Raw genomic sequence first — 21,361 nt, forward strand, 5'->3', positions numbered from 1 at the left:
CCACTGGCAGGTACCAGTAGCGATCAATCGCTCGCTGTGTGCATCATCAGGTGTGGGCTGGTTGGACTCGGCGACGGACCGTTCTGCGCGCCGCTGGCTGGGCCGGATGGGCGAGGAACTCCAGTCCGGCTGGCAGGCGCTCGCGCAGCCGGCCCTGCGGCGACTGTTCGACCAGCATCTCGACGCGGTCGCCGACACGCTGCGTGATGAGGAGCAGCTGATCGAGCGCGCCGTCCCCACCACGCAGCTGGTGCTGATCGCCGGCCACGCCTACGACATCCGCAGACAGGCCCTTCGTGAAGGTTGGCAGCCCCCGAGTACGGAGGCCGACTGGACCAGCGACGAATGGTACGGCCTGCGCCTGCTCGCCTGCTACGAACTCGCGTCACGCGAGCCGCGCGGGCCGAGACCGGCTCGCCGTCACAGCGACTGGTTCTCGATCGTCGGGCTCATCCGTGGGTCGCGTCCCGGCTGACCCGGCACGGGAGCCACCACCGGGCCGCGTTGGAGCTCGCCGTTCGTGGTCCGTGCTGTCGGTACGCCGGACGCCGGAGCGGACTTGTTGATGCTCTCCTCGACCATCTTGCTGTCGTGCATGTTCGACAACACGGCCATGGTGACCGCGTGCACGAGCCCGAGAACGAGCAGCAGTACACCGAGGTTGCCGACGACCGCACGGATCGTCCCGCCGCCGAAGTCGAAGTTGAACACCGACAGCAGCATCATGAAGCCCAGCATCACGATGTGGAAGAGCACCGCGATGAGCCGGGTCTGAGAGCCCGCCGTCGACATGTCGGTGTCCACATCGGACAAATACCGCTTACCGCTGTGGTAGAGGATCTGCCCATCGGCGACGATCATGACGAGGCCCAGGCCGAGGAACGCGAGATAAGCGTCGGTTGGCACCTCAGACTCCTTTCTGCGTGACACGGTTCGCTGCGTGACACGGGGCCACGTCCGGTGGGATACCCGAGCGCCGATCACCGGAAACCGAACGTGTAAGGGCCGTGCCTATGGGGTAACTGCGGGATCCAAGTGATCTCGACCTCGGGAGTAGCCGTGAACGCATACAGCCCGACCGCTCCGAGTCAGAACCCACAACCCGCTCTGCCTCGGACGGAGGAACCGACAGCGGAGCAGCGCCGCAGGGCGGTCCGCGCCATCGCCTCCGCCGCCTCCGACGCCACCGAGTGCGCCGAACTGCTGGAGGCGCTCGGGTTGAGCCCGGAAGAGGGCAGGCGGATCCCCACTCAGCGCGACCGATGACGCGGCAGGCCACCATTCCCGACACCGCCAGGGTGGCGGGTGGGGTAGTGCTGCCCACGCTCGCGGGTGGCGTCCTCAAGCGCCGCCCGCGAGTCATGGCGCTCGCGGAGCTGCTTCAGCTCGACCGCCCCGCCGTCGGCCTGCTGCGCAGGCTCCACGCGCGTCACGGGCCTGGCCCGCTGCTGCTGCGCGTGCCGGGCAGGTCCATCGCGCTCGTGCTCGACGCCGAGGACGTCGAGCGGGTACTGGCCAACACTCCGTCCCCCTTCCATCCAGCGAGCCTCGAGAAGCGGGCCGCGCTCAACCACTTCCAGCCCCACGCCGTGCTCGCCACGAAGAGCACGGAGCGTGAGCCGAGGCGTCGGTACAACGAGGCCGTGCTCGAGACCGGTCACGAGCTGCACTCGCTGGCCGGGCAGACCCGCACAGTGGTCCGCGAGGAGACCGAGCGGCTCCTGGCGAACACGACCGAGCTGGACTGGGCCACCTTCAACACCGCGTGGTGGCGGATCGTCCGGCGCATCGTCTTCGGCGACGGCGCACGCGACGAGCACGCCGTCACCGACGAGCTCGCCCGCCTCCGCCTGCGCGCCAACTGGGCCTACCTGTTGCCGAAGTCCAAGCGCGCGCGGCAGTCACTGCACCAACGGATCGGCGACCTGCTCGCCCGCGCCGAGAGCGGCAGCCTCGCGGCGAAGATCGCCGAGTTGCCCACCGAGAGCGGGATCGACCCGGCAGGCCAGGTGCCGCACTGGCTGTTCGCCTTCGACGCCGCTGGCATGGCCACCCTCCGCACGCTCGCGCTGCTGGCCACCCATCCGCGCCAGAACACCGACGCACACGCGGACCTCGACGACCCGGCGCTCTCCTACCTGCGCGGCTGCGTGCTGGACACCGTGCGCCTGTGGCCCACCACTCCGGTGCTGCTCAGGGAGAGCACCACGGCGACGTCCTGGCACGGCACCCAGCTACCGCCCGGCACGACCTTCTTCGTCTTCACGCCGTACTTCCACCGCGATCCCGAGGCGATCCCCTTCGCCGACGAGTTCGAGCCTCAGGCGTGGCTCGACGGGCGCGCCGAGCAGCATCCCGCCCTCGTGCCGTTCAGCGACGGCCCGGGCAGATGCCCAGGGGAAAACCTGGTGCTGTTCGTGACCAGCACGATGCTCGCAGAACTGTTGCGCCGTGGCGACTACCGCCTGCTGTCGCCGAGGACATTGAGCCCGCAGCGCCCGCTGCCCGCGACGCTCGACAACTTCGGCCTTCGTTTCGCCGTGGACCCGAAGGTCATAGCCCCGAAATAGGCGCGGCATGCCCGCCTAGGCGCGGCGTGCCCTCCGAGGAGTGACCGGGCTCCTACGAGGCCCGGAGCAGCTCCTCGTAGTACACGGGCTCGGTGCACGCACAGCCGCCGTCGACCGACTCGCACTCGATGACCAGGGTGTGGCGCACCAGCTCGAAGTCGGTGCAGCCCTGGTCGGTGCACTCAGCACCACCGGCAACGTGCTGCACCAGCGTGCCGTGGCAGTGGTCGAGTCCGCTCTGGCAGTGTGTGCACGTCATAGCCTGTTGGTACCACCACGCCCCGACAATGCCGGGAGCGACACGCCCTCAGGCTTCCTTGGCCGGCTTCCTCGGCGCCCGCTTGGCTGCGGGCGTCTTGCGTGACTTGGCCGTCTTGGCTGGTTGCCGCGACTTCTTGGCCGCGCTGACGCTTGCCTGCAACGCCGCCATGAGGTCAGTCACCTCGGCCTCAGCCGTCGCCGCCTTCGGTTTGGTGGTCTCCTCGCCCGCGATCTTCGACTCGATCAGCGCCAGCAACGCCTCCCGGTAGCTGTCCTCGTACTTCGACGGCTCGAAGACGCTGTCGGACAACGAGTCGATGAGCGAGGCCGCCATCGTCATCTCCTGCGAGCGGACCTGAGGGGCGTCCTCCTTGAGGAACGGGAAGTCCGGCTCCCGCACCTCGTCCGGCCACAGCATCGTGGTGAGCACCATGACGTCGGAGAGCACACGCAGCACCGCGAGCGCCTCGCGCTGGCGGATCGCGACCTTGGCGATGGCGACCTGCCCGGACTTCTGCAACGCGTCCCGAAGCAGCACGTACGGCTTGAGCGCGGCCTTCTGCGGCTCGAGGTAGTAGCTCTTGTCGTAGTAGATCGGGTCGATGGCTTCGAGCGGCACGAACTCCTGCACGTCGATGGTGCGCGACGTCGACAGCGGAAGTTCGGCCAACTCCTTGTCGGTGAGCACGACCATGCCACCGTCCGAGAGCTCGTAGCCCTTCGCGATATCGGCGTACGGCACCTCCTGGCCGTCGACCGTGCAGAACCGCTTGTACTGGATCCGCCCGCCATCGGCCTCGTGGACCTGACGCATCGAGACGTTCTTGCTCTCGGTGGCCGCGTAGAGGTGGATCGGGATCGTGACGAGCCCGAACGACACCGCACCCTTCCACATAACCCGCATGAGAGTGAAGGTACGCGTTTGCGCAGCTCATCGACAGTTACCGTTTTCCCTCTCTGCGGCCGACCGTCTCCCTGCGCACCTGCTCGGAACGCGCGGTGATGTCGTCGACCTGCTGGGCGAGCGCCGGATGGGTGTCCCTCAGATGCGGACTCACCCCCGCGAGCGGCTGTAGCAGGATCACCGGTTCGCTCTCCCCGAGCGCCTTCTCCACGCGATCGACGTACCCCCGCGCGGGTGCCCCGAGCCCTTCCGCCGCGCTGACCATGGCCGCGAGCCTGCGCAGCGTCGCCGAGTTGTCCCTCGCCCATTCGGCCACCGCCCGATCGCCCGCGCGCCGGTCGCGTTCCGCACGCACGCGCCCGTCGGCGGTCGGCTCCCCCGAGTCGGACTGCCGCAGCCGCAGGTACCGGCGTTCGGCGGCCTGCCTGCTCGCGACCCCGAGGGCGGGCGCGAGTTCCGCCCAGCTGGTGCCCAGCTCTCTCGCGGCGGCGATGAGCTGCGGCTCCCAGTCCGCGAGGTCGTCCCTCAGCTCCCGCAGGAGCACGAGGGCGGCCAGCACCTGGTTGCCGTCGAGCTCGTCGCCGTTGGCCGCTCCCTCGACGGCCGCCCGCAGTCGTTCGTATCTGTTCACGCTTGTCATCTTGCCGACGACACCACCTCTTGTCAACGGAACGACGACGCGCTATAAATGAAGTGCGCGTCGGCATGAGGACCGCAACGACAAGCAGGAGGTGGAAGAACGATGTTGATGCGCACCGACCCCTTCCGAGAGCTGGACCGGCTCACCCAGCAGATGTTCGGCCACACCCAGGGCACGTGGTCCCGCCCGACCCCGATGCCCATGGACGCGTACCGCTCAGGCGACGAGTTCGTCGTGTGCTTCGACCTGCCCGGCGTCTCCGCCGACGCGATCGAGCTCGACGTGGAGCGCAACGTGCTCACGGTAAAGGCCGAACGGCGCCCGCTGCCCCACGACGAGGATGTCGAGATGCAGGTGTCCGAGCGCCCGCTCGGCGCCTTCTCCCGGCAGTTGTTCCTCGGTGACACCCTCGACGCCGACAACATCAAGGCGTCGTACGACTCGGGCGTGCTGACCCTGCGCATCCCGGTCGCCGAGAAGGCGAAGCCGCGCAAGATCGCCATCGAGAGTGGCGACAGCGGGCACAAGGAGATCAGCGCCTGAGCCAGCGCGCAAGCGGTTCGCGTTCGGTTCCTCGCCCGAAGGTGGCTCCGGCCCGGGCGCCCGACCGGAGCCATCACCTGACCGGCGGGACAGGGAAGGGTTGCCTTGGTCCCGCAGGACAGTTGTACCGTTTTCCTCGAGACGGTATTCGGATTCCGTAAAGCGAAAAGGTGGGCAAGGATGCTCAACGCGGCCGTGCGTGATGTGCTGGCCAGCGCGGTCGGAGCGCGCAACGTGCTCTCCGATCCCGTCCAGCTCCGCAGTTACGAGTGTGACGGACTGACCGGTTTCCGGCAGATACCCGCGCTCGTCGTGCTGCCGCTGGACACCGAGAGCGTGGCCGCTGCGGTGCGGGTCTGCCACGAGCACGGCGTCCCCTTCGTCGCGCGCGGAGCGGGCACCGGGCTCTCCGGTGGGGCCATGCCGGTCGCGGACGGCGTGGTGATCTCACTGCAGCGGCTGCGGCAGGTGCTGGAGGTGGATCCCGTCGACAGGCGCGCGGTGGTGCAGCCTGGCGTCACTAACCTCGACATCACGAAGGCGGCAGCGCCGCAGGGCCTCTACTACGCGCCGGATCCCTCGAGTCAGCAGGTCTGCACGATCGGAGGGAACGTCGCCGAGAACTCCGGTGGCGCGCACTGTCTCAAGTACGGCTTCACGACCAACCACGTGCTGTCGATGACCGTCGTGCTCCCCGACGGCGAGGTGGTGACGCTCGGCGGCGACACCGGCGACCAGCTCGGGCCCGACCTACGCGGGGTGTTCATCGGCTCCGAGGGCACGCTCGGCATCGTCTGCGAGATCACCGTGCGGCTGCTGCGGGTGCCCGAGACCGTGCGGACGCTGCTCGCCGACTTCCCGTCGGTGCGCGCGGCGGGCGAGGTGGTCAGCGACATCGTCGCCGCGGGGATCGTCCCGGCCGCGGTGGAGATGATGGACAACCTCGCCATCCAGGCCGCGGAGAAGGCGGTCGGCGCCGGTTACACGCTCGACACCCCCGCGGCGCTCGTCGTCGAGCTGGACGGGCCCGCCGCCGAGTGCGGCAGCCAGTTCGAACAGGTCAAGGCCATCTGCGACCGGCACGGCTGCACGCGGCTGCACATCGCGGGCGACGCGGGCGAACGGGCCAAGATCTGGATGGGGCGCAAGGCCGCTTTCGCGGCCGTCGGCCGGATCAGCCCCGACTACATCGTGCAGGACGGCGTGGTGCCGAGGACCCGGCTCGCGGAGGTGCTCGGGCGCATCGAGGAGATGGGACAGGCGGCCGGGCTGCGGGTCGCGAACGTCTTCCACGCGGGCGACGGCAACCTGCATCCCCTGGTGCTCTTCGACGAGGACGCCGGCGAGCTGGAGCGAGCCGAGGAACTGTCGAAGGACATCGCCGAGCTGTGCGTAGAGCTGGGCGGTTCGCTGTCGGGCGAGCACGGGATCGGTACCGACAAGGCGTGCTCGATGCCGCGCATGTTCGGCGTCGACGACCTCGCCACGATGGACCGGGTGCGCTCGGCCTTCGACCCGGGCAAGCTGTGCAACCCCGGCAAGCTGCTGCCCACCCCACGCCTGTGCGGTGAGCGTCCCGGCCGGTACCGGCCGCATCCGCTGGAGGAGGCGGGAGTGATCGAACGGCTATGACCGCCACCATGCTGGCGCCCACGAATCTGCGGGGCGCGCACGAAGCACTCGCCGACACCGAGGGCACCGTCCAGCTCCAGGGCGCCGGGACAGCGGCCGGGTGGGCGGGCGCAGCGCTCCCCACCGACACGGTGCTCGACACCACGCGGATGACCGGCGTACTCGCCTACAACCCCTCCGACATGACGGTCGCCGTGCGGGCCGGTACCCCACTCTCGGAGTTGCAGGCCGAGCTCGCCGCCAACGGCCAGCGTGTCGCGTTCGACGCCGCTCGCGTCGCCCGGGGTGCGACGGTCGGCGGGCTCGTCGCCACGGCCGACTCGGGCCCGCTCGCGCTCGCGTACGGATCGTTGCGAGACCTGGTGATCGGCGCGACCGTGGTGCTCGCCGACGGCACGGTCGCCCGCACAGGCGGGCACGTGATCAAGAACGTCGCGGGCTACGACCTCGCGAAGCTGCTGCACGGCTCCTACGGCGGGTTCGCGCTGCTGGCCGAGGTCGTGCTGCGGCTGCACCCCGTTCCCGCGTCCGCGCGCACGGTGTCGCTCGAGTGCCCGCTGGACGTCGGCGCGGAACGGGCCGCACTGGTGCTCGGCAGCGCGCTCGAACCGGTGTGCCTGGAGTGGGCCGAGGGCACGTTGCTCGCGCGGCTCGAAGGGACACCCGATGGCACCGAGGCCAGGGCGAGGGAGCTCGCCGGACTGATCGGTGGCTCGGTGCTCACCGAGGACGACGCCGACGCCGCGTGGGCCAGGCACGCGGAGCTGACCGGCGCGGCAGTGGTCCGTGTCGGCTGCAGGCCCAGCAGGCTCGCGGGGTTGATCGGCGCACCCGGTGGGCCCGCGGTGGCAGGGCTGGGCACGGGCATCGGCACGGTGGGGCTGCCGTTCGCGGAGGTCAACGGGATGCACGACGCCGTGACGGCGATCGGCGGGACGTCGGTGACGCACCAGCGACCGCCGAGCGGGGTGCGCGCGTGGGGCCGGATGCCCTCGGCGATTCGGGTGCTGCGAGCGCTGAAGAACGAGCTGGATCCGCACGGGCGGCTGAGCCCGGGCCGGTTCGAGTCGTGGTTCGGGGAGTTCGGCAACAGGGAGGAGAACCCGTGACGGAGCGGACGGAGCCGGGGTTCGACGCACTGCACCCACCATCGCGGGAGCTGCTCGACGACTGCGTGCACTGCGGGTTCTGCCTGCCCACGTGCCCGACCTACCAGCTGTGGGGCGAGGAAATGGACTCCCCGCGTGGCCGGATCTACCTGATGGACCTGGCCGAGCGTGGCGAGATCGAGCTCCAGGGCGCCTTCACGGAGCACATCGACGCGTGCCTTGGCTGCATGGCGTGCGTGACGGCGTGCCCGTCCGGGGTGCAGTACAACCGTCTGCTGGAGGCCACGCGCCCGCAGATCGAGCGCAACGTCGAGCGATCGCGCTCCGACCGGCTCTTCCGGGGCGGCATCTTCGCGTTGTTCCCCTACCGGCGGCGGTTGCGGGCGGCGGCGATCTTCGGGCTCGTCTACCAGAAACTGCGGCTGGACCGCGTGGCCGAGCGGGTGCTACCGCCCCGGCTGCGCGCGACACAGGCGCTCATGCCGCCGGTGAAGCTGCGGGACGCGTTCGCGTCGCTGCCTCGGCGAGTGAAGCCGGACGGTCCCGTTCGCCGACGGGTCGCGATGCTCTCGGGCTGTGTGCAGGACGTGTTCTTCCACGAGGTCAACGTCGCGACCCAGCGGGTGCTCGCGGCCGAGGGCTGCGAGGTGCTGACGCCGAGAGACCAGGGCTGCTGCGGCGCGCTCGGGCTGCACGCTGGGCGAGAGGACCACGCCACCAAGCACGCGAAGCGCACCATCGAGACGTTCGAGAAGCTGCCGGTGGACAACATCGTAGTGAACGTCGCAGGCTGCGGCTCGTCGATGAAGGAGTACGCCGACCTCCTGGCCGACGATCCGGAGTGGGCGGAGCGGGCGAAATCGTTCAGCGCCAAGGTGCGGGACGTCACCGAGCTGCTGGCTGAGCTGGAGCCCCGGGCGAAGCGGCATCCGATGAAGGCGAAGGTCGCCTACCACGATGCCTGCCACCTCGGGCATGCCCAGGGTGTGCGGGCCCAGCCGAGGGCCGTGCTGCGGACGATCCCCGGGCTCGACGTCGTCGACCTGCCGGAAGCGGAATTGTGCTGCGGCTCGGCCGGCATCTACAACATGGTGCAGCCGGAACCCGCGGCGGAGCTGGGCGAGCGCAAGGCGGGCAACATCCGCGCCGTGAACCCGGACCTGCTCGTGACCGCGAACCCTGGCTGCCTGTTGCAGATCGGCCGGTACCTGGACGGCGACGTCCCCATGTTCCACCCGGTGCAGGTGCTCGACGCCTCGTTGCGGGGTCGCCCTTTGCCCTGAGGGACCGGCGCCCTCAGGGCGCCCGGGGTCACCGGGCGAGATCGACCGGGTCCTCGCAGGCGGGCGCGCCCACTCCGGACTCGGGTCGGAGGTAGTGGGCCGAGACGAACCCGGTGCGGCCGTCGACGGTGCCGCTGACCCACATCGTGTTGCTGGCAACCGCCGTGCCCGGCTCCCAGCAGGTGCCGACGAAGGGCGCGCCCTCGTCGAGCCAGCCGACTTTGACGCAGTCGGCGTCCGGACATGCCCGCACGTTCAGGCCTGCCCCATCGGTTCCGGAAACGCGGTAGCGAGTCTCCGCCGCCTCGCTCGCCTGGATCTGCTCGGTCCCGGCTCGGCGGTCACCGCCCTGCGGGGCACCCTGCTCCGCTCGGGAACTGAGGACGAGCATCAGCCCCGCGGCCACCATCGCTGCCACCACAAGGACACGGACGAACAAGCCCACTCGCAACGACACGAACATTGTCGACCTCCCTCTGCTCGACGGGTTTGCCGCGTCCCCTCCTCGATCGCTCCGACGTTCGTGCTGACGGTCTCCTTCCTGTGCGACGTGGTGGGATCTTCTGGGAACTACGTGTTGAGTGTCCCGTGATGGGCAACCGTGATGCAATTCCCATTTTTGCGATCCCACCCAGTCCACTCTTGTGGCCTAGTGAACCGCGGCGCGGCAGCCCTCCGAAGCCGCTCCAGGGGGCCTCGCTATCACCCGTTCAGCGCAATACGCCTGCATGGTTGAAGCCGCTCCGAGAAGGACTTGCGGCCATGGCCTACAATCTGCGGTCTGGGATTCCCACGAAGACATCCCGTACTGGAACACCCGTGGTTCTAAGCACCCGGATCGAGGTCCGATGGCTGATCCAGGCCCCGTGGTACCGCGGCGCCGCATCGCCGAGGAGCTGCGCAGGCTCCGCGGCGAGGCAGGCCGTACCCTCGAAGAGGTCGCCGAAGCTCTCCTGATCTCCACCTCGAAGCTGTCCCGCCTCGAGAACGCGCAGGGCCGTCCCCAGCTTCGCGACATCCGGGACCTCGTCCGCTTCTACGGGATCGAGGGCACGCAGGTCGCCAGCCGCCTCGAACGCTGGACGAAGGCGTCCCAGTCACAGGGCTGGTGGACCGACTACAGCGGGCAGATCTCGGACGAGCTCGGCGCGCACGTCGCCTACGAGACCGAGGCGTCGGTCGCCAGGGTCTACACCATCCCCGCGATCCCGGTCCTGTTGCAGACGGCCGACTACGCGCGCGCCTACTACCGCAGTACCGAGCCGTGGCGCACGTCCGACGACATCGAGCAGCTCGTCGAGCTGCGCATGAAACGCCAGCGAGCCCTGCGCCAGCGTGAGGGGCAACCCCCGCTCACGCTGGTCGCCGTGACCCACGAGTCCAGCATCCGCCAACTGGTCGGCAGCCCCGAGATCATGCGCGCCCAGCTGGACCACCTCATCGAGAGCTCGACCGCCCCCAACATCGAGCTGCGCGTATTCCCCTTCGCCACGCAGCCGCTGTTCACGAGCACGTGCATGTACGCCTACTTCGAGTTCAGCGAGGACATCGATCGCGACGTCGTGCACATCGAGACCCACGCCGGCATCCGGCACATCGAGCGGACGAAGGCAGTCGAGAAGTACCGCGAGTACCACGACGCCCTCTACCGCAGTTCCCTGACACCCGAGGAGACGAGGGCGCTCATCCGGACTGTCAGGAACGAGCAGTTCTCCTAGCCATTTCCCAAACCCCGCATTGGACTCTTTGAATGGCATCCGAAGCTGTGAAGTTGAGTCACAAGAAACTCAGCACCGACGGCTATGTCGTCCTCAGCGAATCCGAGTTCGGCTTCTCCGCCGAAGATCGCGCACACCTTCACCGTGCGTTCTTCCACAGTGGAGTGCTGCGCCGATACGAGAAGGACCTCCCCGTGGACAGGGAGCGGGCGCGTGACGTCGTCCGCTTCGAGTGGGAAGGAACCGAGCTCCGACTGTCCGAACACGACACCATCACCATCGAGAATCGCGGTGAGCGGCCGGAAGCCCGCGAGTACGGGCGCGTCGAGGTACTCGCCGACGGGTTGTTCGAAACGTGGATCCGCAAGGCGCTGGCACTGCTGCCGGAGCACTGGCGGGACCCTAGGGGCACGTTCGGCGTGAACCTCTTCCGCACGTTCACCAACGTCGTCACCAAGCCGCACCAGGATGGTGAGCGGTTCATCTTCATCTACGTCGTCGACAAGGTCGGGCACGGCGCCGAGACCTGGCTCTACGGACCCGGCGAGGACGATCACGAACCGATCTTCCGGGGCACGCTCAGCCCCGGTGACCTGATGGTGTTCGAGGACGCCCGGTTCCGGCACACCGTGACACCGCTGGAGAACCCTCCGGGCGGCGCGGCGCGACGCGACGCGCTCGTGTGCACGGTCAACTACGCCCACACCTACGCGCTCGACTGGTGACCGCCGTGCCCGGGGCTCACCGAGCCCCGGGCACGCTCGGTTAAATTGGTGCCATGCTCCGGCGGGAGATGGGACCGTTGCCGAGGTGGGCGCTGCTGTGCGCGCTCGCGCTCGCCGTGGTCGCCATGCACCACGTGGGTTCCGCCCCGCCCGCGCACGGGCCGGAGAGCATGCCGGCCGTGGCCGCTGCCACCGTCGCAGACGGCCATCCGGCACCGGACCACGGCTCCCACGACCTCTTCCACCTTTGCCTCGCCGTACTGGCCGCGGTGGGCGGGTTGCTGCTCGCGGCGTGGTTCCTCGGCCGCGTGGCCCGCTCCGTGCCGCCCGTCCGCCGCGCGATCCCGCTGCGGGCCGGGGCCCGTGCCCCGCCGCGCGGCGGGCGCGACATCCTGCACCTCGCCTGCGTGATCCGGGTGTGATGAGGCGCTTTCTCCCGAGCGTCCACCCATCCGATTTCTCAGGCCAGGAAAGACGAACCATGTTCAAGAACGTGAGGCGATTCGTGCTGCCCGCGATCGCCGCCATCGTGCTGCTCGCGGGCTGCGGCACCGCAACCGAGCAAGCGGACCACAACGACGCGGACGTGACGTTCGCGAGCGAGATGATTCCCCACCACCGCCAGGCGATCGAGATGGCGGGGCTGGTGACCGAACGCACCGGGAACCAACGGCTGCGCGGGCTGGCCGACGACATCCGCCAGGCGCAGCAGCCGGAGATCGAACAGCTCTCCGAGTGGCTACAGCAGTGGGGCGAGGCGGTTCCCGGTGAGCACGAGGGACACGGCGGCGGCCACGCCATGCCGGGCATGATGACCGAGGAGCACCTGGCCGAGCTGGGCAGGATGAGCGGCGCCACGTTCGACCGGCGCTGGCTCGAGCTGATGATCGAGCATCACGCGGGCGCGATCGAGATGGCCCGCGCACAGCTGGCACATGGCGTGCACTCCGAGCTCAAGCGGCTCGCACAGCAGGTCATCAACACCCAGCAGGCCGAGATCGACACCATGCAGGGCCTGCTCGGCAACGGCTGATCAGCGGCCCGTTCCACAAGACCCGCGTGCGGCCCGCACCAGCGCGCGAGCCCTGACGAACTCCGCCAGGGAGAACGCGAACGTCGGCCGCTCCACCACGAGCGACCGGCCACCGGCATCGGCGAGGGCATCGTGCGACCCACGATGCCCTCGCCGTCCGAGCCGTCCGAACCGTCCGAGCTGTCGGCCAGTTCCCGGCTCGCGGACCTCCGCTGAGGGTCTGTCGCTCTCCACAACGTCCTCAGCTGCTGGCCGGAACGAGGTCGGCGTTGCGCATGACGTGCTGGATGAGGGTCACCAGCACCTGCTTGGTCGACTCCCGGTCGCGAGCGTCGCACAGCAGCAGCGGAACAGTCGGGTCCACGTCCAGCGCGGCGCGCACCTCCTCGGTGCCGTAGCGGTGGGCTCCGTCGAAGCAGTTGACCCCCACGACGAACGGAAGCCCGCGTCGCTCGAAGAAGTCCACCGCGGGGAAACAACTCTCGAGCCTGCGGGTGTCGGCCAGCACAACGGCGCCGAGCGCGCCCGTCGCCAGCTCGTCCCACATGAACCAGAACCGGTCCTGGCCGGGAGTGCCGAACAGGTACAGGATCAGGTCCTGGTTGATCGTGATGCGCCCGAAGTCCAGCGCCACGGTGGTTGTGGTCTTGCGCTCGACGCCGGCGAGGTCGTCGACGCCTTCCGACGCGGACGTCAGCACTTCCTCCGTGCGCAGCGGCGGGACCTCGCTGACCGAGCCGACCATCGTGGTCTTGCCGACCCCGAAGCCACCGGCGATCAACAGCTTCACCGCCGTCGCGGTGAGCCGACGCCGCGGGTCAGAGTTTCCGGATGCCATCGAGAACCGCCTGCAGTACGTGTTGGTTTGGGGCTTCACTCATGGGCGCAGCTCTACGGAAGATCACGTAGTTCTGCTCGATCAAATCACTGAGCAGTACCTTGATCACCGGCAGGGGTAGGTCGATCAGCGCGGCGACCTCCGCCACGGACATCGGCCGCTGGCACAACCGCACGATCTTCGCGTACTCAGGCGGGAGCGAGGCCGCCTCGGCGACCGAGGGAAGCGCCACGACGAGTGTGATCAGTTCGAGGCCGAACTGGTCCGAGCGCGTGCGGCCGCCCGTGACGGCGTAGGGACGGACCAGAGGCCCCGCCGCCTCGTCGAACCACGCCTCGTCCTGGCCGCTCATGGCGCACTGTGCTGCTCAACCCTGGGAGCCGCGCTGAGTACCGCGCCGACCCGCTTCACCATCATGTTCATCGCGTACGCGACGAGGCCCATGTCCGCGTCCTCCGACGTGAGCAGGGCGAGGCACGCTCCCCTGCCCGCAGCCGTGACGAACAGGAACGCGTGGTCCATCTCGACGACGGTCTGGCGCACCTGGCCCCCGCCGAAGTGCCGTCCGGTTCCTCGCGCGAGGCTCTGGAACGCCGACGCCACCGCGGAAAGGTGCTCACCGTCCTCTTCGGACAGGTTGCTCGACCTGCCGATGAGCAGGCCGTCCGCGGACAGCACGACGGCGCGATCGGCTCCGGCCACCTGCTGCACCAAGTCGTCCAGCAGCCAGTCCAGTTCGTTGACTCCCGTGTTCACCATGGCGTCTCAGTCTCCAGAATGCTCGTCGAGGCTCGGGTCGTGCGCGCGTGCCTGCCGGGTCCCGCGCTGGAAGGCGGAAAGCCGGCTCCTGGCCTGCTCCGGCTCGGTGACCACCTCCGTCTGCTCGGTGGATGGACCCGTTTCCATCAACTGCGGCACCAGGTTCTGCTGCCTGCGGCGCCGCGGCAGCGGCGGCCTTCCCGGTGACATCGTCCCGCCGGGCTGCTGCGGGCGGGCGTCCTGCGCGGGGCGTTGCCGCTGCGGCAGTTCCCGCGGTGCGGACTCCCGTGGAGCGTTCTCCCTCACGCCGTTCTCCAGAACCCCGTTCTCGCGGAACACACTCTCCCGTTGTGGCAGCTCCCGCGGCGGCGCCGCCTCGGCCGGGGGCGTCTCGCGCCTGCGCTTGGGCAGTTCCCTCGGGCCCGAACCGTTCTGCGCGGGTGGCTCGGTCTTCGGCGTGGCCCTCGGCCTGCGCCGCAGCACCGGCGTCTGCTGGGCGGGCACGGCCTCCTCGACGGCGGTCCGCGTGCCGTCCTCGGGCTCCGGCACGGGACCGAGGAGGTCCGAGAGCACCAGCACGATCGCACGCGTGCCGCCGTAGGCCGACTCGCGCAGGGTCACCACGATGCCGTGCTTGGCCGCAAGCCGCGCCACCACGAACAGGCCGAGCCGCGGCTCCTCCGACAGCGCCATGAAGCTGAAGTCGGGCGGGTTGCGCAGCATTTCGTTGAGCTCGTCGCAGCGTTCCGGCTCGATGCCGAGGCCCTGGTCCTCCACCTCGATCACCACACCGCGGCCGACGATCTCGCCCCGTATCTCCACCCGCGACGACGGCGGCGAGAACGACGTGGCGTTGTCGATGAGCTCGGCGAGCAGGTGCACGAGGTCACCGACCACCGGGCCCGCGACGGCGATCGCCGGTAGCTTGCCCACCTTGACGCGCTTGTAGTCCTCGGTCTCGGCCGTGGAGCCGCGCACGAGGTCGGCGAGCGCGACCGGGTTCCGCCACTGCCTGCCGGGCTGCTCGCCGCCGAGGATGATCAGGTTCTCGGCGTTTCGCCGCGCGCGGGTGGACAGGTGGTCGAGCCGGAACAGCATGTCGAGCTGGTCCGGGTCCTCCTGCTTGCGCTCCGCGGCGTCGAGCGCCTGTAGCTGCCTGTGCACGATCACCTGGCTGCGGTGGGCGATGTTGAGGAACACCTTCTTGGTGCCCTCACGGGTCTTGGCCTCCTCGACGGCGGCGGCGACGGCGGTCTGCTGCGCCTTGTTGAACGCGTCGGCCACCTGGCCGATCTCGTCCTGGCCGTGGTCGAGGAACGCCATCTCGGCGTCGAGGTCCACCGCCTCGCCCGCCCTGACCCGAGCGACCAGCTCGGGCATCTGGTTGTCGGCGATGTCGAGCGTGTCCTCCCTCAGCCTGGCGAGCCGCTGCACGAGGCGGTTGGACAGCCGCCACGCGATGAGGAACAGCGCGATGGCGACGACGAGCACGGCGATACCGGCGATGATCGACGTGATCAGCGTCCGGTCGGCGTCGTCGAGCGCGATGTTCGTGGCGTTGGAGCTCTGTGCGATGTAGATGCCCATGAGCGCCGCGCCGACGTCCCGCGCCGCGGCGCGCCACTCGGCCTCCGGCACCGGCAGCTGGGTCTGGTTGCCACGCAGGAAGGCGTTCTCGACGGTGGTGAGCCGCTGCCAGGCCTCGCTCTGCACGAGCTGCTCGTACTGTGCCCTGACCTCGGGGATCATCTCGGGCACCGCCGACTGGAGGCCTGCGTGGTAGGCGCCGATCTGGCCGATGTAGGTGCGGAACTCCTCTTCGGTGAGGCCGCCACCGACGAAGCCGGCCGCCGCGAGCGCGTCACCACGCGACATGCCGTCCGCGCTGGTGAACAGCGGCATCGCGGTGACGCGCAGGTACGCGGTCTCGGCGTCGGGCGCCTGCTGGGCGACGCCGTTCAGGCCGATCGCGAACTCGTCGATCAGCCGGTTGTAGAAGTCGTAGGCCTGCTGCAGCGAGGGGCCGCCCGCGTCGATCTGCTGGCGGAACTGCGGCAGCTGCGCGAACTGCTGCGCGGTGATGGCGATGCTGCGCTGCACGTTCTGCGGCGCGTCGCCAACCATGGCCTGCAGCTCGGCGTTGATGGCCGCGGCCGAGGCGTCGGTCTCGGCGCGCACCTGCTGGAGCTCGGCCCTGTTGGCGCCGTTGCTGGCGAGGTCCTGGAGGGTCAGCCTTCGTTCCTCGCGCACGGCGGCGAAGAACCGGGCGCCGGGTTCGGCCGCGTCGTGGACCTTGGTGGCGAAGTCGCGGACCTGGATGGCGTCGTACACGAGATAGCCGGCGAGCGCCACACCCGCCAGCAGCAGGGCGACGCTGGGGACGAACGCGATGGCCAGAACCCTGGACCGGATCGACGAACGTCGGGTACGTGCCCCGAACTTCTTCTTAACCAACGCGCTCAAAGGCCCTTTCAGCGGCTTTTCCAGATCGTTTGGGCCCCCGCACCCCTGGGCTGCCGGCCTCGCGCTCCCCGCGGGTAAGCCAGCGCTCAGCGGAGATTATGCAGCCGGACAAACGTGAGTCAACTTCACTACTCCGTCCGGCCGAACAGCGTCTTTGCTCGGCGCTACCACGCCGAGCAGTGGGTTTGCGGCCGTTTCGGCCAACGGTGACATAGCGCACGGTGAGGAACCTCTCCCGCCCGCACGTCTCGTCATGCGAACACCCCGAACGGAACCGGTAACTCCGCGACCTTGTACGGCGATACCAGTGCAAACCCCCGCACCAGGACACCAAGGAGGCCGGTGTCGATGCTGAAGCGCGCCGGCAGGTACCCGTTCTCGCAACGCCTGCTGCTGATCGTCCTCGCGCTCGCGTTCGCCGCGACCGCGGTGCTGCAGGCGTTCCTCGCCAGCTCGATGTCCGAATGGTGGCCTGCCGTGCTCGCGGCCGCGCTCGCGCTGGCAGCGCTGTGGTGCCTGATCGCCGCCGCCCGCGCCTGGGACGGAACGGAGAAGCGGCGCCTGTGAAACGCGTCGCTCATTGTCATTCTGCGTAGCTGTCCGTCACGGAAAGAAATGTCCTCATCGATGTCGATCCAGCCGCGAGGCGTTCGACGCCTTTGCAGAGCCGGATCACAGACCGATGGAGGGACACCCCATGACGAACGCCACGCTCGACCGCCCGACCACCACCGACCGCACGGACGAGAACCCGCGCCGTACGCCCCGCAGGCTGCACGGCCCGGTGCTCGCCGCCACCAGGATCGTGGTGGCCTTCCTCTTCCTCTGCCACGGCCTGCAGGGATTCGGCGCACTTGGGGGCATCGACGGCGCCGGCACGGCGCTGCCCGTGGGCTCGTGGCCCGCGTACTACGCCAGCGTGCTCGAAGTGGTCACCGCCGTACTGGTCGGTCTCGGCCTCTTCACGCGGCCGGCCGCGGTGCTGGCGTCGGGCGCGATGGCCTACGCGTACTTCACCGTGCACCAGCCGATGGCGCTGTTGCCGCTGCACAACATGGGCGAGCAGGCCGCGCTGTTCAGCTGGATCTTCCTGCTGATCGCGGTGCTCGGTCCCGGCTCGCTCGCGCTGGACAACCTGCGGCGGGCACGCGCCAAGAGCCTCGAAAACCACTGAGCCATCTCGTTTTCCCAGGAACCCCCGGCATCGCCCGGCCGTCCTATTCGGTCGAGGGGTGCCGGGGGTTCGTCACAACTGGACATGGAGGAGGTCCGCCGTGCGCGGATCGGTTCGCGCGTTCTTCGCGGTGCTGTTGTTGGCCCTGTTCCCGTTCTTCGTCCTCGCACTCGGCGTCGGCGGGGTGGTCGCGGGCCTGACGATCGGGCACCGCGCGGGCATGTACGTCGCGATTCTCGCCGCGGGCATGATGCTTGCGCTCGGCCTCGCGCTCGCGCAGGCGCTGCGCACTCGGCTGGAGCCGCCGAGCGGCCCGGTGCTGACGCGGCAGGAGCAGCCAGGGCTATGGCGGCTCGTCGACGAGCACGCCGCACAGGCACAGACCAGGTCGCCGGACGAGATCGTGCTCGTGGGCGAGATCAACGCGGCGGTGCGCGAGGACGCGCGGGCGCTCGGCCTCAAGGAAGGCAAGCGGTACATGATGATCGGCCTGCCGTTGCTGGCCGGACTCAACGTCACGGAGCTGCGCTCCGTGCTCGCACACGAGCTGGGCCACTACGGCGGCGGCCACACGCGACTGCTCGCCGTGAGCTACCGCGGTGCCGAGACACTCGGGCTCACAGTGTCCCGTTTGGACTCGGGACCGGCCCGCTGGATCCTTGGCGCATACGCCTGGCTCTACGCCGTCGTATCCCGTTCCGCGAACCGGGCACAGGAGTTGCAGGCCGCCGCCTACTCCGTCGCGGCGGCGGGCAGTGAGGCCGCGGCGAGCGCGTTGCGCAAGATCGCGACGATGGACCTGCTGTGGGAGGCCTACGGAGAACGGTTCCTCGGCCTGCCGAGCCTGGCCGGGCGCACGCCGGACATCCTGCTCGGCTTCCGCAACTTCCTCGACCACCCGCAGCAGCGCCGGATCGTCGCCGAGATCGAGCCGAAGGTGCTCGACAACCAGCCCAGTTCGCTGTTCGACAGCCATCCGACGATCCGCCGCCGCATCGAGAAGATCGGCGCCATGCCGGCGCCACCCGCGCGCCCCGACCAACGTCCAGCGTGGACAGTGCTCGCCGACCCCGCGCGCGTCGTTCCGGCCGCCGAGGCTCGGCTCTACATCAAGGGCGAGCTGGGACCGCGCGCGAGCTGGAGCGAGATCGTCCGGATCGCGGGGGCCGCGAGCGCCGCGAGGGGCGCCGAACTGCTGGCGGGCGCTGGCCGCGAGTCCCGCGCGGCTCCCGGCGGAACGCTCGGCGAGCTGCTCGCCGCCATCCAGCACGGCCGGATCGACCAGCTCATGAGCCCGTTGCTCGAGGACGGCGGCAACCCTGAGCAGGCCCGCGAGGGACTTGTAGAGCTGCTCGGCGACGTGATCGTGTGCGCGCTGATCGCGCAGCGGCGCGCGCACCACGAGCTGAGCTGGGGCGGCGGCCGGCTGATCACCGGGCCGCAGGGCGAGCTGAAGGTCACCGAGCTCGTGGCTCCGGCCGTGCGGAACCCCGCGCTGGTGCCCCAGTTCGCGCAGCGGCTCACGGCGCTCGGCGTGCGGATGGACTTCGTCCGCAGGCCCACCGCCGCGCCACCGAGGCCCGCGCATCCGGCAGGCGGCGCGGAGCCGCAGCTGGTGGGTGTGGCCCCCGAGGTCATGGCGTTCAAGAAGAACTGGGACGTGCTCGTGTTCGACGCAGGGCTGCTGCTGGTGCCGCTCAAGGCGGGCAAGCTGGCCGGGCAGAGCCTCGCCGGGGCCGTGGGCCAGGGCGGGCACGCCCAGCGCAAGCGCGTCACCGGGCTGCTGGAGCTGGGGCAGGCCGAGCTGTTCGGTCAGCCGGGGGTGCGCTGGCTGCCCACGGGCACCGTCCTCGGCGGCGACCGCAAGAAGTTCCTCACCGGCGGCGGCAAGATCGCGCTGCGCTTCGCGGGCGGGGAGACGGCGACGCTGCGCACCCAGCACGACGGCGGGTACGAGTCGCTGACCCGGTTCCTCGACACCGTGCCCCGGGGGCAGCCCGTCGGTTCGCGGTGACGGGCCGTCAGCAGAGACAGAACTCGTTGCCCTCCGGGTCGCGCATCACCGCGAAGTAGTCCTGCGCGTCCTCGACCGTGCGCACGTGGGTGGCGCCGAGGGAGACCAGCCGCACGGCCTCGGTGTCGACGTGCTGCCTGCCGATCTTCACGTCGAGGTGCAGGCGGTTCTTGCCCGCCTTGGGCTCGGGCACGCTGTGGAACAGCACGCGTGGCCCGGTGCCGTGCGGGTCGACCACGGCGCACCACGCCTCCCCCGGCCCGCCCTCGGCGCGCGAGAACTCCGCCCAGCTCGCGTGGCCGTCGGGAGGGTCCTGCACGACGTAGCCCAGCACCTCGGCCCAGAAGCGGGCGAGCCGGTGCGGGTCGGCACAGTCCACGGCGACCTGCATGCGTCTCTCCATGGGGCCATCATGCCCGGCCGCGGACCTGGGAAGGCCCGCCGCCGACCCACCGGGGCAGCGGTGCCGGCGTCGCGGGGTCTACGACGGCCAGCCGAGCTCGGGCGGATCGGCGACGGACGGGTGCGGCGCTACCTGTGGTACGGCAGCGAGATCTTCTCGATCGTGCCCGCGCCTGCGCAGACACTGCAGTTGGACACGTACGCCGAGCCGTGCTTGAGCGCGAGGCCGCCCGGCATCGTCAGTCCCTGGCTGTACACGATCTTCGACTTGCCATGGCTCACCCGCAGCAGCGCACCGGTCGGGTCACCGGAGAGCAGGCCGTTGTGGGCGATCTCGAGCACGTACAGCTTGCCGTGGCGGTCGAACCCGATGTCGATGATGTTGGTGAAGCCCGTGGCCACCACCTGCGGCGCCTTGCCCGGCACGATCCGGTGCACCCTGGCGGAGCCCACCTGGAACGGGAATCCGGTCAGCTCACCGACGTACAGCGCGCCGTCGGGACCCTGCACGACCGAGGTCGGCACGGACTGCATCGGGATCTTCGTTCCCGGGGGCAGGCCGAGTTGCGGTGGCGCGGGGACCATCCGGTCGGGGAAGACCGCGACCGTCGACACGTTGCCGTTGGGCGCGACGAACATCAGCGAGTTGCCGCCGGCGTCCACGACGTACTGTCCGCGTTTGGTCGCGAGCACCGAGTTCGGGTTGCTGTCGGGAAGGCCGCCATCGGGGTTGGCCGCCGCCTCGAAGCCCGCGATGTCGGCGATCTGCCGCCACTTGTTCCAGCCCTTGGCGCGCAACAGCCAGCCCATCGCCCGCTGGCCGAGCTCGGGCAGGTCCGCCCGCACCGCGGGGTCGGCGCCGAGCCCGACGGTGAAGTACAGCTGCCCGTGCCTGTTGAACGACACGTCTGAGGGGCCGATCGCGGAACCACCCTCGGGTTCCGCGAGTGAGGGAAGCCCGGAGATGACCGGGTGCTGCTTTCCCTTGTGGATCTTGGTGATCGCACCGCTGGCGCCGAAGCAGACTTCGCCGCCTTCCGGGCCGGTCATGCATGGACCCGCGCCACCACGTCCGGCCTCGGCCACGTAGAGGTGGCCGTCGGGTCCGAACGTGAGCCCACGGGGATTGTCGAGGCCACTGGCGATCGTCGTCGCTGTCGCGCCGCCCTGCGAATGGGCCAGCCCGATCCCGGGTACGACGGCGGTCACGGCCAGTGCGGTTCCCATGGCCACACCGGCCATGAGTAATCGGGAACGCCTCACACGCATGTTGTCCCTCCTCCACTCCAGTCC

25 protein-coding genes are annotated in these 21,361 nt (G+C 69.7%); 14 read left to right on the plus strand and 11 right to left on the minus strand.

Features of this window, described 5'->3' with window-relative positions; all coding sequences use genetic code 11:
* Nucleotides 1-61 precede the first annotated feature (61 nt).
* Nucleotides 62-475, plus strand: a complete 414-nt coding sequence (locus DI005_RS15755) for a DUF6401 family natural product biosynthesis protein (protein WP_112266343.1) — start codon at nucleotides 62-64, stop codon at nucleotides 473-475.
* Here DI005_RS15755 and DI005_RS15760 read toward each other — a convergent pair.
* Complete coding sequence (locus DI005_RS15760; RefSeq protein WP_112266341.1) at nucleotides 421-906, minus strand: hypothetical protein; 486 nt, start codon at nucleotides 904-906, stop codon at nucleotides 421-423. The genes DI005_RS15755 and DI005_RS15760 overlap by 55 nt on opposite strands.
* A gap of 153 nt (nucleotides 907-1,059) precedes the next feature.
* Between DI005_RS15760 and DI005_RS15765 the strand changes: the two genes are divergently transcribed.
* Together DI005_RS15765 and DI005_RS15770 are read left to right on the plus strand one after the other, a co-directional pair.
* On the plus strand, nucleotides 1,060-1,266 hold the full coding sequence (locus DI005_RS15765; protein ID WP_112266339.1) for a hypothetical protein: 207 nt from the start codon (nucleotides 1,060-1,062) through the stop codon (nucleotides 1,264-1,266).
* Nucleotides 1,263-2,570, plus strand: a complete 1,308-nt coding sequence (locus tag DI005_RS15770; RefSeq protein WP_112266337.1) for a cytochrome P450 — start codon at nucleotides 1,263-1,265, stop codon at nucleotides 2,568-2,570. The genes DI005_RS15765 and DI005_RS15770 overlap by 4 nt, the downstream gene beginning before the upstream one ends.
* A gap of 52 nt (nucleotides 2,571-2,622) precedes the next feature.
* On the opposite strand, the gene DI005_RS15775 is transcribed toward DI005_RS15770, so the two are convergent.
* Genes DI005_RS15775 through DI005_RS15785 form a run of 3 tightly spaced genes read right to left on the minus strand, consistent with a single transcriptional unit; the run spans nucleotide 2,623 to nucleotide 4,375 of the window.
* Entirely contained in the window at nucleotides 2,623-2,829 is a 207-nt protein-coding gene (locus tag DI005_RS15775; RefSeq protein WP_110334578.1) for a hypothetical protein, read from the minus strand.
* 48 nt (nucleotides 2,830-2,877) lie between these two features.
* Nucleotides 2,878-3,735, minus strand: a complete 858-nt coding sequence (locus tag DI005_RS15780; protein ID WP_112266335.1) for a Ku protein — start codon at nucleotides 3,733-3,735, stop codon at nucleotides 2,878-2,880.
* A gap of 37 nt (nucleotides 3,736-3,772) precedes the next feature.
* Nucleotides 3,773-4,375 (minus strand): HSP18 transcriptional regulator, encoded by a 603-nt coding sequence (locus DI005_RS15785; protein WP_137093147.1) that lies wholly within the window; start codon nucleotides 4,373-4,375, stop codon nucleotides 3,773-3,775.
* 102 nt (nucleotides 4,376-4,477) lie between these two features.
* Between DI005_RS15785 and DI005_RS15790 the strand changes: the two genes are divergently transcribed.
* The 4 genes from DI005_RS15790 to DI005_RS15805 all read left to right on the plus strand — a co-directional run bounded on the left by DI005_RS15790 (nucleotide 4,478) and on the right by DI005_RS15805 (nucleotide 8,942).
* The gene (locus DI005_RS15790) at nucleotides 4,478-4,918 is read left to right on the plus strand and encodes an Hsp20/alpha crystallin family protein (protein WP_112266331.1); all 441 of its coding nucleotides are present in this window, start codon (nucleotides 4,478-4,480) and stop codon (nucleotides 4,916-4,918) included.
* Between the two features lie 180 nt (nucleotides 4,919-5,098).
* Entirely contained in the window at nucleotides 5,099-6,550 is a 1,452-nt protein-coding gene (locus tag DI005_RS15795) for an FAD-linked oxidase C-terminal domain-containing protein (protein ID WP_113642649.1), read from the plus strand.
* Entirely contained in the window at nucleotides 6,547-7,659 is a 1,113-nt protein-coding gene (locus DI005_RS15800) for an FAD-binding oxidoreductase (RefSeq protein ID WP_113642650.1), read from the plus strand. The genes DI005_RS15795 and DI005_RS15800 overlap by 4 nt, the downstream gene beginning before the upstream one ends.
* Nucleotides 7,656-8,942, plus strand: a complete 1,287-nt coding sequence (locus DI005_RS15805) for a (Fe-S)-binding protein (protein ID WP_112266325.1) — start codon at nucleotides 7,656-7,658, stop codon at nucleotides 8,940-8,942. The genes DI005_RS15800 and DI005_RS15805 overlap by 4 nt, the downstream gene beginning before the upstream one ends.
* A 28-nt stretch (nucleotides 8,943-8,970) precedes the next feature.
* On the opposite strand, the gene DI005_RS15810 is transcribed toward DI005_RS15805, so the two are convergent.
* On the minus strand, nucleotides 8,971-9,405 hold the full coding sequence (locus DI005_RS15810) for an SH3 domain-containing protein (protein WP_112266323.1): 435 nt from the start codon (nucleotides 9,403-9,405) through the stop codon (nucleotides 8,971-8,973).
* A gap of 385 nt (nucleotides 9,406-9,790) precedes the next feature.
* On the opposite strand from DI005_RS15810, the gene DI005_RS15815 reads away from it, so the two are divergent.
* The 4 genes from DI005_RS15815 to DI005_RS15830 are packed head-to-tail and all read left to right on the plus strand — an operon-like array spanning nucleotide 9,791 to nucleotide 12,418.
* Nucleotides 9,791-10,660 (plus strand): helix-turn-helix transcriptional regulator, encoded by an 870-nt coding sequence (locus DI005_RS15815; protein ID WP_112266321.1) that lies wholly within the window; start codon nucleotides 9,791-9,793, stop codon nucleotides 10,658-10,660.
* A 47-nt stretch (nucleotides 10,661-10,707) separates the two neighbouring features.
* The gene (locus DI005_RS15820; protein WP_228713631.1) at nucleotides 10,708-11,385 is read left to right on the plus strand and encodes a 2OG-Fe dioxygenase family protein; all 678 of its coding nucleotides are present in this window, start codon (nucleotides 10,708-10,710) and stop codon (nucleotides 11,383-11,385) included.
* Nucleotides 11,386-11,438: 53 nt separating this feature from the next.
* Complete coding sequence (locus DI005_RS15825) at nucleotides 11,439-11,807, plus strand: hypothetical protein (protein WP_113642652.1); 369 nt, start codon at nucleotides 11,439-11,441, stop codon at nucleotides 11,805-11,807.
* A gap of 59 nt (nucleotides 11,808-11,866) precedes the next feature.
* Nucleotides 11,867-12,418 carry a DUF305 domain-containing protein gene (locus DI005_RS15830; protein ID WP_112266315.1) on the plus strand — a complete coding sequence of 184 codons (552 nt, stop codon included), beginning with the start codon at nucleotides 11,867-11,869 and terminating at the stop codon, nucleotides 12,416-12,418.
* A gap of 241 nt (nucleotides 12,419-12,659) precedes the next feature.
* On the opposite strand, the gene DI005_RS15835 is transcribed toward DI005_RS15830, so the two are convergent.
* Genes DI005_RS15835 through DI005_RS15850 form a run of 4 tightly spaced genes read right to left on the minus strand, consistent with a single transcriptional unit; the run spans nucleotide 12,660 to nucleotide 16,478 of the window.
* Nucleotides 12,660-13,256, minus strand: coding sequence for an ATP/GTP-binding protein (locus DI005_RS15835; RefSeq protein ID WP_112266313.1), 597 nt, complete (start codon nucleotides 13,254-13,256; stop codon nucleotides 12,660-12,662).
* Nucleotides 13,237-13,608, minus strand: a complete 372-nt coding sequence (locus DI005_RS15840; RefSeq protein ID WP_112266311.1) for a DUF742 domain-containing protein — start codon at nucleotides 13,606-13,608, stop codon at nucleotides 13,237-13,239. Before DI005_RS15840 ends, DI005_RS15835 begins: the two co-directional genes overlap by 20 nt.
* On the minus strand, nucleotides 13,605-14,015 hold the full coding sequence (locus DI005_RS15845) for a roadblock/LC7 domain-containing protein (RefSeq protein WP_110334565.1): 411 nt from the start codon (nucleotides 14,013-14,015) through the stop codon (nucleotides 13,605-13,607). Before DI005_RS15845 ends, DI005_RS15840 begins: the two co-directional genes overlap by 4 nt.
* Before the next feature lie 6 nt (nucleotides 14,016-14,021).
* Nucleotides 14,022-16,478 carry a nitrate- and nitrite sensing domain-containing protein gene (locus DI005_RS15850; protein ID WP_112266309.1) on the minus strand — a complete coding sequence of 819 codons (2,457 nt, stop codon included), beginning with the start codon at nucleotides 16,476-16,478 and terminating at the stop codon, nucleotides 14,022-14,024.
* A 348-nt stretch (nucleotides 16,479-16,826) separates the two neighbouring features.
* Between DI005_RS15850 and DI005_RS15855 the strand changes: the two genes are divergently transcribed.
* From DI005_RS15855 to DI005_RS15865, 3 genes are all read left to right on the plus strand, one after another.
* Nucleotides 16,827-17,045: a hypothetical protein gene (locus tag DI005_RS15855; RefSeq protein ID WP_112266804.1), complete on the plus strand. Its 219-nt coding sequence runs from the start codon at nucleotides 16,827-16,829 to the stop codon at nucleotides 17,043-17,045.
* 130 nt (nucleotides 17,046-17,175) lie between these two features.
* Nucleotides 17,176-17,652, plus strand: coding sequence for a DoxX family protein (locus DI005_RS15860; protein WP_113642653.1), 477 nt, complete (start codon nucleotides 17,176-17,178; stop codon nucleotides 17,650-17,652).
* Between the two features lie 100 nt (nucleotides 17,653-17,752).
* Complete coding sequence (locus DI005_RS15865; RefSeq protein WP_113642654.1) at nucleotides 17,753-19,666, plus strand: M48 family metallopeptidase; 1,914 nt, start codon at nucleotides 17,753-17,755, stop codon at nucleotides 19,664-19,666.
* 7 nt (nucleotides 19,667-19,673) lie between these two features.
* Here the strand turns inward: DI005_RS15865 and DI005_RS15870 are convergent, their stop codons facing one another.
* Both DI005_RS15870 and DI005_RS15875 read right to left on the minus strand, forming a co-directional pair.
* Nucleotides 19,674-20,069 (minus strand): VOC family protein, encoded by a 396-nt coding sequence (locus DI005_RS15870; protein ID WP_112266303.1) that lies wholly within the window; start codon nucleotides 20,067-20,069, stop codon nucleotides 19,674-19,676.
* Between the two features lie 128 nt (nucleotides 20,070-20,197).
* On the minus strand, nucleotides 20,198-21,295 hold the full coding sequence (locus DI005_RS15875; protein WP_233520156.1) for a ScyD/ScyE family protein: 1,098 nt from the start codon (nucleotides 21,293-21,295) through the stop codon (nucleotides 20,198-20,200).
* Nucleotides 21,296-21,361: the final 66 nt, after the last annotated feature.

Source organism: Prauserella sp. PE36 (genome assembly GCF_003311655.1).
Lineage (GTDB): Bacteria > Actinomycetota > Actinomycetes > Mycobacteriales > Pseudonocardiaceae > Prauserella_A > Prauserella_A endophytica.